The following is a 14,168-nucleotide window of genomic DNA, read 5'->3' as shown; positions in this document are numbered from 1 at the left end:
CGGGTCTCCTCAGTTCGCGAAGTCTTCGACGGGCGGGCAGGAACAGATCAGGTTGCGGTCCCCCGCGGCGCCGTCGATGCGGCCGACGGGCGGGAAGTAGCGGTCCTGGGTGAGCGACGGCAGCGGGAACGCCGCCTGCTCGCGGGTGTAGGGCCGGTCCCAGTGCGAGGTGATCACCGCGGCGGCGGTGTGCGGGGCGTTGCGCAGCGGGCTGTCGGCGACGCTGAAGTCACCCGCCGCGACCTGGTCGATCTCGGCGCGGATCGCGATCATCGCGTCGACGAAGCGGTCGAGCTCGGCGAGGTCCTCGGACTCGGTCGGTTCGACCATCAGCGTGCCGGCCACCGGGAAGGACAGCGTCGGCGCGTGGAAGCCGTAGTCGATCAGGCGCTTGGCCACGTCCTCGGCGGTGACGCCGGTCTTCGCGGTCAGCGCGCGCAGGTCGAGGATGCACTCGTGCGCGACGAGCCCGCCGGGTCCGGTGTAGAGGACCGGGTAGAACTCGTTGAGCCGGCTGGCGACGTAGTTCGCCGCGAGCAGCGCCGAGCGCGTCGCTTCCAGGAGTCCCTCGGCGCCCATGAGTTTCACGTACGCCCAGGAGATCGGCAGTACGCCGGCCGATCCGTACGGCGCGGCCGAGACGTTGGGCAGGAACGGCGCAAGGTGCTGCTTGACCGCGACCGGCCCGACGCCGGGCCCGCCACCACCGTGCGGGATGCAGAACGTCTTGTGCAGGTTCAGGTGTGAGACGTCGCCGCCGAACTGGCCGGGCTGGGCCAGACCGACCAGCGCGTTGAGGTTCGCGCCGTCGACGTACACCTGACCGCCGGCCGCGTGGACCGCGTCGCACACCTCGCGCACGTCCGCGTCGTACACGCCGTGGGTGGAGGGGTAGGTGATCATGATCGCGGCGATCGAGCCCTGGTGCTGGGCGATCTTCGCGTCGAGATCGGCGCGGTCGATGCTGCCGTCGGCGGCCGTCGCCACGACCGCGACCGACATGCCGGCCAGTACGGCGGACGCCGCGTTGGTGCCGTGCGCGGACGCCGGGATCAGGCAGACCGTGCGCTGGTCGTCGCCGCGGGACAGGTGGTAGCCGCGGATCGCGAGCAGGCCGGCCAGCTCGCCCTGCGATCCGGCGTTCGGCTGGACCGAGACTTCGTCGTACCCGGTGATCTCGGCGAGGTTCGCCTCGAGCTCGGCGATCAGCTCACGCCAGCCCGCCGTCTGGGAGTCCGGTGCGAACGGGTGGATCGAGGCGAACTCCGGCCAGGAGATCGCCTCCATCTCGGCGGTCGCGTTGAGCTTCATCGTGCAGGAGCCGAGCGGGATCATCGTGCGGTCCAGCGCGAGATCGCGGTCGGAGAGCTTGCGGACGTAGCGCAGGAGCTGGGTCTCGGAGCGGTGCGTGTTGAACACGGGGTGCTGGAGGTATTCCGAGGTCCGCTGCGTCGTTAGCTCGAAACCTTCCAAGTCATCGTTGCCCGAGGCACCGAAGACTCCCAGCACGTCCCGCACGATCTGGGCCGTTGTCGTCTCGTCGACCGAGATCCCGATCAGGTCGTCGTCGATGTGTCGCAGGTTGATGCCCTCGGCCTCGGCTTTCGCGATGAACTGCTGGGCACGGCCTTGGGTGCTGACGGTGATCGTGTCGAAGAAACTCGTGTGCAGGACGTCGAACCCGGCTTTGGACAGCGCTGCGGCCAGGGTCTTGGCATGGCCGTGGACGGTCTCCGCGATCGCCTTCAGGCCGTCCGGCCCGTGGTAGACGGCGTACATCGAGGCCACGACGGCGAGCAGGGCCTGCGCGGTGCAGATGTTCGACGTCGCCTTCTCGCGGCGGATGTGCTGCTCGCGGGTCTGCAGCGCCAGCCGGTACGCCGTACGGCCTGCGTCGTCCTTCGAGACGCCGACGAGGCGACCGGGCAACGATCGTTCGAGGTTCTTGCGGACGGCGATGTACGCCGCGTGCGGGCCGCCGTAGAAGAGCGGGACGCCGAAGCGCTGCGTCGAGCCGACGGCGATGTCCGCGCCCTGCTCGCCGGGCGGGACGATCAGGGTCAGCGCGAGCAGGTCGGCGGCGACGGTGACCATCGCCTTGCGCTCGTGCGCGGCCGCGATCACGGCGGAGTGGTCCCGGACGCGGCCGGAGACACCGGGCTGCTGGAGGACGACACCGTTGAGGTCGCCCTCGGGCAGGCCCCGGGACAGGTCGGCGACCTCGACCTCGAGACCGAGCGCCTCGGCCCGGCTCCGGACCAGCTCGATTGTTTGCGGCAGGCAATCAGCGTCGAGGACCGTCTTGCCGTCGTTCTTGTTGGAGCGGCGCATCAGCAGGACGGCCTCGACGACCGCGGTCGCCTCGTCCAGCAGCGACGCGTTCGCGACCGGCAGCGCGACCAGGTCCTGGACCATGGTCTGGAAGTTGAGCAGCGCCTCGAGCCGGCCCTGCGAGATCTCCGGCTGGTACGGCGTGTAGGCGGTGTACCAGGCCGGTGCCTCGAGGATGTTGCGGCGGATCACCGGCGGGGTGATCGTGTCGTAGTAGCCCTGGCCGATCAGCTGGACGGCCGGCTTGTTCAGCGCGGCGATCCGCCGCAGCTCGGCCAGGACCTCGGCCTCGCTCAGCGCCTCGCCGAGCGCGAGCGGCTTGTCCTGCCGGATCGACGCCGGGACGGCCATCTCGACCAGGTTGTCGACGCTGTCGTACCCGACGTCCTTGAGCATCCGCTCGACGTCGGCCGCCCGGCGCACGCCGAGGTGCCGGTCGGTGAAGGGTGAACCCGCCATGAGGAACTCCAGAATCCGGGTGGCACGCGCCACGAGATCGGGGTTCCTCCCCGCTCTGTATCGGACCTGAGAGTTTCCGCGCGGCCGTCGTACGGGCCTCGCTTGCACCGTCGGTGAGCCGGACGTCCGGCTGCTTTCCAGAGTTGCCTGACCGCGGCGGTACGGGGGCCTGAGAGATTCCCGGGGAGGATTTGCTCCTACGGCACCTGCACGGCGGCAGAATTCTCCCGCCGCGGATCAACAGCGTGTTCAGTTGTCGGTCGCACCTTAAGCGGGGCGCGGCCGGGCGCGCAAGGCCGGTGGTGCTGACAGCGCACGGGCCTCAGGTCAGTGTCAGGCCGAATCCGGGGCGGTCCGGGACGGTCAGATTGCCGTCCTCCCAGCGGTACGCACTGGTGTCGACACCGTCCGTCGTACCGGGCACGCCCTCGACCGTCGGGACGTTGCCGAGGCCCGCGGCCAGCTGTGCGGCGTACAGGGTCTTGAGCGGTAGTCCCCAGGCGTGCGGCGACGCCTGGCAGGTGATCCGCGGCATCACCTCGCGCCAGCTGGTCAGGCCGAACGACACCACGTCCATCAGCAGTACGTCGATGTCGCCGTTGGCCGCGATCTCCAGGAGGGGCTCGAGGTCCGGGTCGGACTCTCCCTCGGCGATCAGGGTCTGCGTCCCCTGCAGGTGCTTCTTGAGCCTCGCCAGATCGGCCGCGTCGTCGAGGAACGGTTCCTCGACCCAGTACAGGTCACAGTCCGCGACCGCCTCCAGATAGGTGATGAACCCGTCGCAGTCGTACCCGTCGTTGGCGTCCACCAGGATCCCGTGCTCCGGGTACGCCGCGCGCACGGCCCGCGTCACCTCGATGTCGCGCGCGTCGCCCTCGGCGCGTTCCATCCAGCGGTTTCCGCGCCCGATCTTCAGCTTGAACGCGCGATAGCCCGCCGCGTCGTCGGCCGCGCAGTGCGCCAGTACGGCGTCCACTCCGCTGGGCTCATCATCGAGGTCCGCGAAGTAGATCGCCCCGTCGTAAATCGGGATCGTCCGGGCGCCCTGGCTGCCGAGCATTGCGTGCACCGGCAGATCCAGGATCTGTCCCGCCAGGTCGTGCAACGCGAAGTCGAGCCCGCGCAGGCCGGGCTCCCTGACTCCCGTTGCCGGATCGATCAACTCGCCCACCGACCGCCCGACCACATCCTCGGGGATCGGCCCGGCCGCAAGGCCCCAGCCGGTCTTGCCCGTGTCGGTGTGCAGGATCACGACGTCGTCGACGCCGCCGTTCCCATGGCTCCCGAGCCGGGCGTTCCGCCCGATGGTCCGCGGATAACGGGACTGGATCGTCGAGTGTTCCACCCGGTGGACGAAGTGGTGGTCCAACGTCATCTGGACTCCTCAGCGTGGGGTTCCTTGCCTAGTCTGCTGCGTTGACCGCCCGCGCAAACCTCGTGGCCCAATCCTTCGCCGCCACGGCGAGTTCCGGCGGACCGACCACGCGGAATTCGGTGCCGAGGGCACCGAGTGAGAACAGCGGGCCGTCGAGCGAGTCCGTCTCCATCAGGACTCGGGAGCTTGTCGGCGTGACGACCTGGACCTCGGCCCAGCGGCCGAAGTGCGCTGCGACTGCCTCGGCCGGCGCCTCGGCGACCACCTCTACGGCGTACCGGCCTTGCTGTGTTCCGCCCCGGACGTTGGCGCGGACGAACTCCGTGACGTCGTCGTACGGGAGAGGGCGCGGGCCGTACGACGTACCGGCGCCTTCGGCGGCGGTGATGCGGTCGATGCGGAAGGTCCGCCAGTCGTGGCGCTCGAGGTCGTAGGCGACCAGGTACCAGCGGCGGCCGAGCGGGACGAGGTGGTAGGGCTCGACCTCGCGCTGCGTTCGCTTGGCGTCGATCGCGCGGTAGCGGAGGCGGATCCGCTCGGAGTCGCGGCAGGCGAGGGCGAGGGTGGTGAGGATCTCGTGGTCGAGCGGGGGTGTGCCCCAGGGGGCTGTGGTCGGGTTGAGGGCCGGGTTCGTGGTTGTGGTCAGGGCCGGGGTCGCGGTTGCGTTCGGTTTCGGGTTCGCGGTTGCGGTCAGGTTCGGGTTCGGGTTCGGGTTCGTGGTCGGGGTTGCCGCGCGGACCGCGTTCAAGCGGGCGCGCAGCCGGCGGGGCATCACCTGGACGATCTTGGTCAGCGCGCGCAACGCCGCCTGGTCGTCGAGGTGCGACTGGACGGCGATCGCGAGCGCCATCGCCTCGTCGTCGTCCACCACCAGCGGCGGCAGGGACGCGCCGGGCGCCAGGGCGTAGCCGCCGTCGACGCCCGGGTTCGCGTCGACCGGGTAGCCCAGCTCCCGCAGCCGCTCGACGTCGCGCCGCAGCGTGCGGGGCGACACCTCGAGTCGCTCGGCCAGCAACGGGCCCGGCCAGTACCGACGCGCCTGCAGCAAGGACAGCAGCCGCAGCGTGCGGGAACTCGTGTTCGCCATGCGTCGAGTCTCGCTCGGATTGCGGTCAGGAAGTGGCCGCGATGCTTCCTAGCGTGGGTGGCACACCGAGCTTCGAGGAGAACAACGATGTCCGTCACCACCACCACACACCTCAACTTCCGTGGCCAGGCCCGCGCCGCGCTGGAGTTCTACCGAACCGTCTTCGGCGGCGAGATCGCGCTGGTCACCTACGGCGACGCGGGCCAGGCGCAGGACCCGGCCGCCGCCGACCAGATCATGTGGGGCCAGGTCCAGGGCGGCCAGGGGATTCACGTGATGGCGTACGACGTACCGGCGTGGATGCAGTACGAGCCCGGCGTGAACGCGGTCTTCGTGTCCCTGCGCGGTACCGACGCCGACGAGCTCACGGCGTACTGGAAGGAACTGGCCGACGGCGCGGACGTCGTCCAGGACCTCGGCCCGGCCGCCTGGTCGCCGCTCTACGGAATGCTGAAGGACCGTTTCGGGGTGGTCTGGGTCCTCGACCTGGCCGTCGCGCCGCAGGAGACCTGAGTCACACGGCGGCCATGTCACAACCGGGTGGGTGCCGTCTGTCAGAGGGGTAACAGACGAAAACCCCTGGAGGAGATCCTGATGGATGCCCGTATCGACCTTCACAGCAACGCGCTGGCCGGGAAGGTTCTCAAGTACGTGAACTCGGCCGGACGGGCGGTCGACGGCTCGACCCTGCCGCTGGCGACCCAGGAACTGGTCCGGCTGCGCTGCAGCCAGATCAACGGCTGCGGGTTCTGCACCGACATGCATTTCAAGGACGCCATCGCCGCCGGCGAAACCGCCCAACGCCTCAACCTCGTCGCAGCGTGGCGCGAAGCCACGGTCTTCACCGAGGCCGAGCGCGCCGCCCTGGAACTCGCCGAAGAAGGCACCCGAATCGCCGACGCCGCCGGCGGCGTCCCCGACGAGGTCTGGTCCAACGCCGCCAAGCACTACACCGAGGACGAGTTGGTCGCCCTCATCTCCGTGATCGCCATCATCAACACCTACAACCGAATCAACGTCATCGTGCAGCAGCCCGCCGGAGCGTACGAGCCCGGCATGTTCGGCTGATCTTCCGTACGACGCAACGGCCTGCAGGCAACTTCCGGGCGCCCGCAGGCCGTTGGCATGCCCACCCGCTGGCGCGCGCCGTCCGCGCGCCGCTGACCCTCCCCACCCACCGGTGCGCGCCGTCCGCGCGCCGCTCTTCCGTACGACGCAACGGCCTGCAGGCAACTTCCGGGCGCCCGCAGGCCGTTGGCATGCCCACCCGCTGGCGCGCGCCGTCCGCGCGCCGCTGACCTCTCCACCCACTGGTGCGCACCACCCGCGCACCGCTGACCTCCCCACCCGCTGGGTGCGCGCCATCCGCAGGCGTTTCCGGCGCCTGCGGACCGCCGCCGCGTGGGCGCCGGTGTGAGCGCGGCGCACGTGTGAGCGGGGTGGAGCACAGCGCGGGGATGAGCACAGCGCGGGGATGAGCACAGCGCGGGGATGAGCACAGCGCGGGGATGAGCACAGCGCGGGGATGAGCACAGCGCGGGGATGAGCACAGCGCGGGGGTGAGCACAGCGCGCCGTCGCCGGAGGCGACTGGCGCTTCGGGGCGGCCGGCCTCTCCCCCGACCTTGCCTCACCCTCAGAAGCCTGCCCGGCACCGCGGGGCGCGGTAGCGGGGCGGTGGAGTGCGACCCGCCGTCGCCGGAGGCGACTGGTGGCTCGGGGCGAACGGCTCTCTCCCGCCCCTTGTACTCACCACCAGAAGCTTGCTCGGGACCGTCAGGTGGTGGGGATGGTGAAGTTGATGAGAGGGCCGTCGCGTTCGGTGGGGGCGGTGGGCCAGCGGCGGCGGATGAGGCGGAGGGTTCGGTCGTTGGCTGCGCTGACGACGAGGAGGAGTTGGCGGGCGCCGGCGGCGTGGGCCTGGGCGCCGGCTAGGTCCAGCATTCGGGTGCCTAGGCCGCGGCCTTGGTACGGGTCGGCGACGATCGCGGCCAGTTCGGCGGTGGGGGTGTCGGTGGTGCCGTGCGCCCAGGCCCACATTGCGTGGGCGACCAGGTGATTGTTGTGCTCGGCAACCCAGGACTCGCCGGACGAGTTCAGGAGGGGCTCGATCACGGCGGCGCGGGGTGGGTGACCGACGGCGGTCTGGAAGCGGAAGTACAGGCTCAGCTCGGAGAGGTCGTCGAGCATCGCGGAGAGCCTGCAGTGGTCGTCGGCGACCGCCCGCCGGATGAGGAAGTCATCCGTACGGCGGGGCGCCGCAGCCACCAGAGAAGAGGGGGCGGTGGGCAGCGGCGCGGTAAGTGAACCAGCGGGCGGCGCTGGGGTGGGTGGGCTCAGCTGCGCAATGGGCAGTTGGTGCGGGTGCTGGGCGGGCACTGCTAGCTGAGTCTGGTTCACAGATTTAGGGTTGCTGGGTTGGCTGAGTCTGTCAAGTGGACTTATCGTGATGGTATGAGCGAGCAGGAGACGGTCCCGGAGGCGTTGCGGTGGTCTACGGCGAACTGCACGATCTCGCGGACGATGGAGATCCTCGGCGAGAAGTGGACGTTCCACGTACTGCGTGAGGTGTTCGTCGGGCTGCGCCGGTTCGAGGACATCCGGACGCGGACCGAGATCCCCCGGCAGGTGCTCACCGACCGCCTGGCGCGTCTGATCGACCGCGGTCTGCTGCGCCGCGTCCCGTACCGGCTCCCCGGCCAGCGCGAGCGGTACGAGTACCGCCTGACCCAGGCCGGCCTCGACCTCTACCCGGTGATGGTCGCCCTGGTGCAGTGGGGCGACGAGCACCTGCCGCTCGACGACGGCCCGCCGCTCATCGCGCGCCACCGCGGCTGCGGCGAGGAGGTCACCGTCAGCATGCACTGCGCCGCCGGCCACGACCCCGAACCCCGCGAGGTCGCCTTCACCCCCGGCCCGTCGGCCCAGGTCCGCATCATCGATTAGCCGTACGGCGCCAACCAGCCCAAGGCCCACCACAACAAGTCCGCGAACTGCCGATTGCTGCTGTTGGAGCGAGCGCTGCCTCACACCATCCGCTGCAACGCCTTCTCCCGGCGTACGGCGACCGACGAACCGGATTCCCGGCGAGCCATCCGCCGCAGGAGAACCGGCGCGACGAGCAAACCGACCACACCCCACGCCCCGAGCACCAGCACCGTCTCCAGATGCCGCCAGGACTCGCCCACCTCGACAACAACGGTTGCATCAGGCAACAAAGCCGACCGCGTCCCGAGGCCGAGCCAGTAGATCGGCGAGGACTGCGCGACCACCTGCACCCACCCGGGCAGCGCCGTCAGCGGGTAGAAGATCCCGGAGATCGCGATCATCCCCAGCACCGGCAGCTGCACCAGCCCCTGCGCCCGCGCGCTCGGGAACGCCGACCCGAGGATCGCGCCGATCGGCAACGTCGCGATCAGCCCGAGCACCAGCACACCCACCAACGCGAGCAACGACAGCGGTGTGAAGACCAGCCCGTCCACCAGGAACATCGCCGGCACGAACAGGATCGCCAGGTCCGCGATCAGCCCACCGGCGACCGAGACCACCTTCCCGACCAGATAGGCCTGTACGCCGTACGGCGTAGCCTTTGCCCGCAGCAACGTTCCGTCCTCGCGGTCGGCGGTCAGCTGCTGGCTCATGCTGACCATCCCCATCGCCGCGTTCATCCCGAGAATGCTCGGCAGCGCCAGCGTGCCCAGCAGGATTCCGGTCCCCGCGAACTCGCGATCGCGCAGGAAGAACAGCGCCACCAGCATCAGCGCCGGCCACAGGAAATGGCTGACCAGATCGCCGCCGTTGCTGAATGACTGCCGCAGCTCGATCACGCCGCGCGCCCATCCCAACCGCCACGCCTTCATCGGTCGCCTCCGACCAGCGCCAGGTACGCGTCCTCCAGCCGGGCCCGCCGCACCTCCAGATCGCTCACCGCCTCGCCGTACCGGGTGAACAGCTCGCGCGCGAACGCGGTCGACTCCCCCGTCAGTTCCACGTACGGCGTACCGCCGACTCGCCAGCGGACCTCGTCGCGGCCGGCGATCTGCCGGGTCAGCTCGTCCGGCGTCCCGCTCGCCAGCACCCGGCCGTCGGCGAGAATCAGGATCCGGTCGGCCAGCTTGCTCGCCTCGTCGAGATCGTGCGTCGTCAGCAGGATCGTCGTGCGCAGCTCGGTCGCGAGCCGTCGTACCAGCGCGTGAAAGGCGTGCCGGGCCACTGGATCGAAGCCGGTCGTCGGCTCGTCGAGGAACAGCAGCTCCGGCCGGCCAACGATGCCGATGGCAACATCCAGCCGGCGCCGCTGACCGCCCGACAGGGTCTTGAGCTTGTGGTCCGCGCGATCGGTGAGCCCGACCAGTTCGATCAGCTCGTCGGCGTCCCACGGGTCCGCGTAGTACCTGCCGAGATGCGCGAGCAGTTCGCGAACGCGCCACTTGCCGTGGTCGCGCCAGGACTGCAGTACGACGCCGAGCTTGGCGCGCCAGATCTCGTCACCGCGCGCGGGATCGGTCCCCAGTACGGCGACCGTCCCGGCCGAGCGGATCCGGAAGCCTTCGAGGATCTCGATCGTGGTCGTCTTGCCGGCGCCGTTCGGCCCGAGCAGCGCGAGCACCTCGCCGGATCCGGCCGTGAAGCTCACGTCGTGCAGGACGTCGGTGACGCCGTACCGCATCCGCAGGCCGCGGACGTCTATCGTTTCCATGATCGTGAACGTAGATTGCGTTCAGCACTCCGGCAACGCTCTCAAGACCAGATCAGCCTTGTTTTTCAGAGGATCAGGGGATTCAATGCAATGGGACTGACGGTGAATGCAAACCACCGTTGCAATGAGCTGACGGCTAATGCACCGGAAGGAGACGCGGATGCCGGGCGACAGGCTGAGCCAGGACGAGCGGCACGCGATCGGCGTCGGGCTGGCCGACGGTCTCGGGTACGCCGAGATCGCGCGCCGGCTGGACCGGCCGACCTCGACGGTGAGCCGCGAGGTCACCCGCAACGGCGGACCGCGCGGCTACCGGGCCGAGCACGCGCACCACGCGACGGCGTACCGGGCACGACGTCGTACGCCGCTGGACCGGCCGACAGCGCCGGGTGAGGAGCCGAAGGTCCTCGAGTTCATCGATCGCCTGGCGGAGACGATGGTTGCGAACGGCGTACCGCGGATGGCCGCGCGGGTGCTCGCTCGGCTCTACACGACCGACGAGCGCAGCCTGACCGCGGCGCAACTGGTCCGCGCTTTGCAGGTGAGCCCGGCGTCGATCTCTAAGGCGATCGGCTATCTGGAGCAGCTCGAGATGGTCGAGCGCGGGCGCGAGCCGCAGAGTCGGCGCGAGCACTACGTCATCGCGGACGACGTCTGGATGCGCGCGTGGATGACCAGCGCACGGTCCAACGCCAGCTGGGCGGAGACTGCGCGGGAGGGCGCGGCGCTGTTCGATCCTGATACGCCGGCGGGGGCGCGGCTGCAGCAGATGGCGCGCTTCTTCACCCAGCTCAGCGACGACATGGCCGGCGGATCGTCGTCGGCGGCCGCGGAGGATGCTGCGACCGTACTGGCCGCGCTGCTGCATGCTCGTCGCCCGTTGACCGCCGACGAACTCACGACAGCTCTCAGTTGGGCGGCCACGCGAGTAGCCCAAGCCCTTCAAGACGCCGAGACCTACGCGCCGTACACCGACCCACTGGTCCTCGACCGTCCGACGCCGACCACGTACGCCGTCGGAGCGGCGCCTGATCGGCTGACTCCCGACCAGCGCCGGGCGCTCACGGGAGCAGGTTGACCGGGATCACGCCGGCCAGGACGAGCACGATCAGCACGAGGCCGACGACGGTCGCCGCCCACTCCTCACGGGAGCGGAGCCAGCTGACCCGCTTCTCCTCGCGCACTCTCGTCTCGTCCGGCATGGAAGCCACCGTAGAAGGAAATCAATGACCAGTGGGCAGATCGACAAATCGCCCAAATCCTGAGACACCTCACCGGCCGACCAGAGCGCGCAGGACTCGCCCGGTGATCCGACCATCCGCCAGCCCCAGCGCTACCAGGTCGTCGAACACACGCTGATCAGCAGCCGCACCACGGATCCCCGCATCGAGGACCATCGGTACGCCGGACAACCGCCCAGCAAGCGTCGCGTGCCGGAAGTGCACAGCAAGAGGTCTGACAAGCCTTCTATAAGTAGTTCCTGCTTCCGCCCCTGCCAGAGCTGCCCGGCCCGCGTGGAGGCCCGTGGCCACCGCGTAGTAGATCCCCTCGCCCGTCATCGGATTGATCAGCGCCGCCGCATCCCCCGCGAGCAGCACTCGCCCGCGCGGCGGCCGCCAGGTCCACGTCGTCAGCGGCAGATGATGCGCCTTCCACGACCCACCGTCCCGCGTCGAGTCCGGCAGCAGCCGCTCCAGCTTCTCCAGCAGGTCCGCCCGCGTCGGATGCGCCCGCCCCGGATGCAGCGCCTCGCCGTACCCCACGTTCGACAACCCGTCGCCGCGATCGAACGACCACGCGTACGACGGCTGCCGCCCGGGCCCGTACACGATCACCTGCCGCTCCTCCCGCCCCGCCCGAGTCGGCGCGTACCCGCGCAGCGCCAGCGCCGCCGGAGCCGCCTTCAAACCCAGCCCACGCCGTACGACGGACTGCGCACCATCCGCCCCGACCACCACCTTGGCCGCGATCGAATCGTCCAGCACCACGCAGTCGGGCCGGACCTCCACCGACCGAACCCGGTGATTGACCAACTGCGCCCCCGCCGCGACCGCAGCCTCGACCAGCCGCGCGTCGAACACCTCCCGCGGCACCACCCAGGTCGCCCGCTGCATCTCCCGATCGACCGCCAGCCTGTCGCGTTCGAGCGACAACCGCCGTACCGGCGTCCAGTCGTCGAGCAGCCCGTTCACCCCCACGGAGGCGAGCAGGTCGAGCACGTGCGGCGCGATCCCGTCCCCACACGTCTTGTCCCGCGGGAAGTCGGCCCGATCGAGCAGCAGCACCGTCAGCGTGGGATCGGCAGCGAGCGCCCCCAACGCAGCCGAAGCCCCGGCCGGGCCGGCCCCGACGATCGCCAAGTCCCACACGGGCTTCACCGAACCAGCCTAGACAGGATCCCGCCCTCGCGCCCGGCCCACGTCGCGCGCCCACCGCGGGACGAGCCGTGAGCGGTGGTGCCGACTTGAAGGACGGGCGCGCCGCCGGTCCGCCCAACCCAGAACGCGTGCCCGTCGCGGGCGAGCCGTGAGCGGTGGTGCCGACTTGAAGGACGGGCGCGGCGCCGGTCCGCCCAACCCAGATCGCGCGCCCGCCGCGGGACAAACCGTGAGCGGTGGTGCCGACTTGAAGGACGGGCGCGGCGCCGGTCCGCCCAGCCCAGGTCGCGTCCGCGCTACCCGGGCGCGGGTGTCAGGCCCAGTGTTCCGCGGCGGCGCCGCTCATAGCGTCGAGGGCACTCACGAAGGAGTCCTCATGAAGCTGACTGTCCCCCTAGCGATCGCGCTGCTCGGTTCCGTCCTCGCCGTACCGACCGCCGCCGAAGCAACGCCGTCGATCACCTGGCACCAGTGCCAGACCGGACCCGACGACCAGGAGGGCAAGGCCCTCGACGACGCCGGCGCGCAATGCGGCGATCTCAAAGTCCCTCTCGACTATGCAAGGCCGAACGGCCCGCAGATCACCGTCGCGATGTCGCGCCTGCAGGCGACCGACCGGCGCATCGGCGCGATGGTCCTCAACGACGGCGGCCCGGGCGGACCTGGCCTCGGCATGCCGCTGCGGTTGAAGAAGGCCATGCAGGAGACCGGCGGGCGGTTCGACCTGATCGGGATGGATCCCCGGTTCGTCGGTCGTAGTACGCCGATCGACTGCGGCTGGTCGACCGGCAATTGGATCGTCGGCGCCGGGGCATCGCGTGCGAGTTTCGAGCGCGGCGTCCGGATCTCGCGCGGCCTGGCCGACCAGTGCAAGGGCAACCCGTACCTGCCCTACGCCTCCACCCGGAACACCGCGCGCGACATCGACCGGATCCGCGCAGCACTCGGCGAGCGGAAGATCTCGTACCTGGGTTACTCGTACGGGACCTACCTCGGCGCGGTCTACGCCCAGCTGTTCCCGCAGCGGCTCGACCGGGTCGTGCTCGACGGGCCGATCGATCCCGACGCGTACGGTCCGGGGCTGCTGCGCGAGATCGGCCCGGAGAACGAAGCCGCTTTGAGAGCGTGGGCCGCCTGGGCCGCCAAGCGCCACTCGACGTACGGGCTCGGCACGTCACGCGAGCAGGTGATCGCCACGATCGACCGCATCCAGCAGGTCGCCGCCCACGGGCTGAAGGTGGGCCAGTACGACCTCGACGACGGCTGGGTGCCGGCGCTGCTGCTGGCCAACCTGGCCGACGACCGCGACCCTGCGCGCGCCGGGTTCAGCGAGCTCGTCCGGATGTTGTCTCAGGCAACGACTGGTCCGGTCGAACCGACCGGCGACACGGCGATGATGCTGCAGTTCATGTTCACCGGTGAGATGTCAGCACTGGCCAGCGCGCAGCTCACGATCCTCTGCGCGGACCGGGCCGCGTCCGGCAACCTCGAGACCTACTGGCGGGACATCCAGAAGCACCGCAGGACCGAGCCGCACTTCGGCCCGCTGACCCGGACCGTGACGCCGTGCGCGTTCTGGTCGCCCAAGCCGCGGGAGACCCCGACGCGGATCGGCAACGCCGTACCGGCGCTGATCGTCGCGGCCGACGGCGATCCGCGTGCCACCTACCCGATGGCGCGAAAGTTGCATCAGGCCCTGACCGGTTCGCGAATGGTCACCGTGCGGGACGCGCGCAAGCACGGCGTCTTCGGTGAGTACGGCAACGCCTGCGCCGACCGCAAGGTGATCAACTACCTTGCCACCGGCAAGCTTCCGCACACCGACTCGAACTGCTGACGC

Annotated in this window: 13 protein-coding genes and 2 riboswitches; of the genes, 5 read left to right on the top strand and 8 right to left on the bottom strand. The window is 70.0% G+C overall.

Annotated features, from left to right (window positions below; genetic code table 11):
- Positions 1–9: 9 nt before the first annotated feature.
- From gcvP to ACYVIO_RS17215, 3 genes are all read right to left on the bottom strand, one after another.
- Entirely contained in the window at positions 10–2,790 is a 2,781-nt protein-coding gene (gcvP, locus tag ACYVIO_RS17225) for an aminomethyl-transferring glycine dehydrogenase (RefSeq protein ID WP_460651782.1), read from the bottom strand.
- 45 nt (positions 2,791–2,835) lie between these two features.
- Positions 2,836–2,937, bottom strand: a riboswitch (glycine riboswitch).
- Positions 2,938–3,030: riboswitch (glycine riboswitch) on the bottom strand.
- A gap of 82 nt (positions 3,031–3,112) precedes the next feature.
- On the bottom strand, positions 3,113–4,165 hold the full coding sequence (locus ACYVIO_RS17220) for a mandelate racemase/muconate lactonizing enzyme family protein (RefSeq protein ID WP_460651781.1): 1,053 nt from the start codon (positions 4,163–4,165) through the stop codon (positions 3,113–3,115).
- A 28-nt stretch (positions 4,166–4,193) separates the two neighbouring features.
- Positions 4,194–5,252: a helix-turn-helix transcriptional regulator gene (locus tag ACYVIO_RS17215; protein ID WP_460651780.1), complete on the bottom strand. Its 1,059-nt coding sequence runs from the start codon at positions 5,250–5,252 to the stop codon at positions 4,194–4,196.
- Between the two features lie 87 nt (positions 5,253–5,339).
- Between ACYVIO_RS17215 and ACYVIO_RS17210 the strand changes: the two genes are divergently transcribed.
- Positions 5,340–5,765 carry a VOC family protein gene (locus tag ACYVIO_RS17210; RefSeq protein WP_460651779.1) on the top strand — a complete coding sequence of 142 codons (426 nt, stop codon included), beginning with the start codon at positions 5,340–5,342 and terminating at the stop codon, positions 5,763–5,765.
- 81 nt (positions 5,766–5,846) lie between these two features.
- Complete coding sequence (locus tag ACYVIO_RS17205) at positions 5,847–6,320, top strand: carboxymuconolactone decarboxylase family protein (RefSeq protein WP_460651778.1); 474 nt, start codon at positions 5,847–5,849, stop codon at positions 6,318–6,320.
- A gap of 707 nt (positions 6,321–7,027) precedes the next feature.
- Here ACYVIO_RS17205 and ACYVIO_RS17200 read toward each other — a convergent pair.
- Positions 7,028–7,519, bottom strand: coding sequence for a GNAT family N-acetyltransferase (locus tag ACYVIO_RS17200; protein ID WP_460651777.1), 492 nt, complete (start codon positions 7,517–7,519; stop codon positions 7,028–7,030).
- Between the two features lie 186 nt (positions 7,520–7,705).
- On the opposite strand from ACYVIO_RS17200, the gene ACYVIO_RS17195 reads away from it, so the two are divergent.
- On the top strand, positions 7,706–8,197 hold the full coding sequence (locus ACYVIO_RS17195; RefSeq protein WP_460651776.1) for a winged helix-turn-helix transcriptional regulator: 492 nt from the start codon (positions 7,706–7,708) through the stop codon (positions 8,195–8,197).
- Positions 8,198–8,277: 80 nt separating this feature from the next.
- Here the strand turns inward: ACYVIO_RS17195 and ACYVIO_RS17190 are convergent, their stop codons facing one another.
- On the bottom strand, positions 8,278–9,111 hold the full coding sequence (locus ACYVIO_RS17190; protein WP_460651775.1) for an ABC transporter permease: 834 nt from the start codon (positions 9,109–9,111) through the stop codon (positions 8,278–8,280).
- Positions 9,108–9,950 (bottom strand): ABC transporter ATP-binding protein, encoded by an 843-nt coding sequence (locus ACYVIO_RS17185; RefSeq protein WP_460651774.1) that lies wholly within the window; start codon positions 9,948–9,950, stop codon positions 9,108–9,110. The genes ACYVIO_RS17190 and ACYVIO_RS17185 overlap by 4 nt, the downstream gene beginning before the upstream one ends.
- A gap of 160 nt (positions 9,951–10,110) precedes the next feature.
- Between ACYVIO_RS17185 and ACYVIO_RS17180 the strand changes: the two genes are divergently transcribed.
- Positions 10,111–11,028, top strand: a complete 918-nt coding sequence (locus ACYVIO_RS17180) for a GbsR/MarR family transcriptional regulator (protein ID WP_460651773.1) — start codon at positions 10,111–10,113, stop codon at positions 11,026–11,028.
- Here the strand turns inward: ACYVIO_RS17180 and ACYVIO_RS17175 are convergent.
- Complete coding sequence (locus ACYVIO_RS17175) at positions 11,012–11,152, bottom strand: hypothetical protein (RefSeq protein WP_460651772.1); 141 nt, start codon at positions 11,150–11,152, stop codon at positions 11,012–11,014. The genes ACYVIO_RS17180 and ACYVIO_RS17175 overlap by 17 nt on opposite strands.
- 69 nt (positions 11,153–11,221) lie before the next feature.
- Positions 11,222–12,328 (bottom strand): NAD(P)/FAD-dependent oxidoreductase, encoded by a 1,107-nt coding sequence (locus ACYVIO_RS17170; RefSeq protein ID WP_460651771.1) that lies wholly within the window; start codon positions 12,326–12,328, stop codon positions 11,222–11,224.
- Positions 12,329–12,704: 376 nt separating this feature from the next.
- Between ACYVIO_RS17170 and ACYVIO_RS17165 the strand changes: the two genes are divergently transcribed.
- Positions 12,705–14,165, top strand: a complete 1,461-nt coding sequence (locus tag ACYVIO_RS17165) for an alpha/beta hydrolase (RefSeq protein WP_460651770.1) — start codon at positions 12,705–12,707, stop codon at positions 14,163–14,165.
- The last annotated feature ends 3 nt before the right edge of the window (positions 14,166–14,168 follow it).

Source organism: Kribbella endophytica (assembly GCF_054781295.1).
Note: the sequence above shows the minus strand (reverse complement) of the source record. Positions and strands in the feature narration are given on the sequence as shown.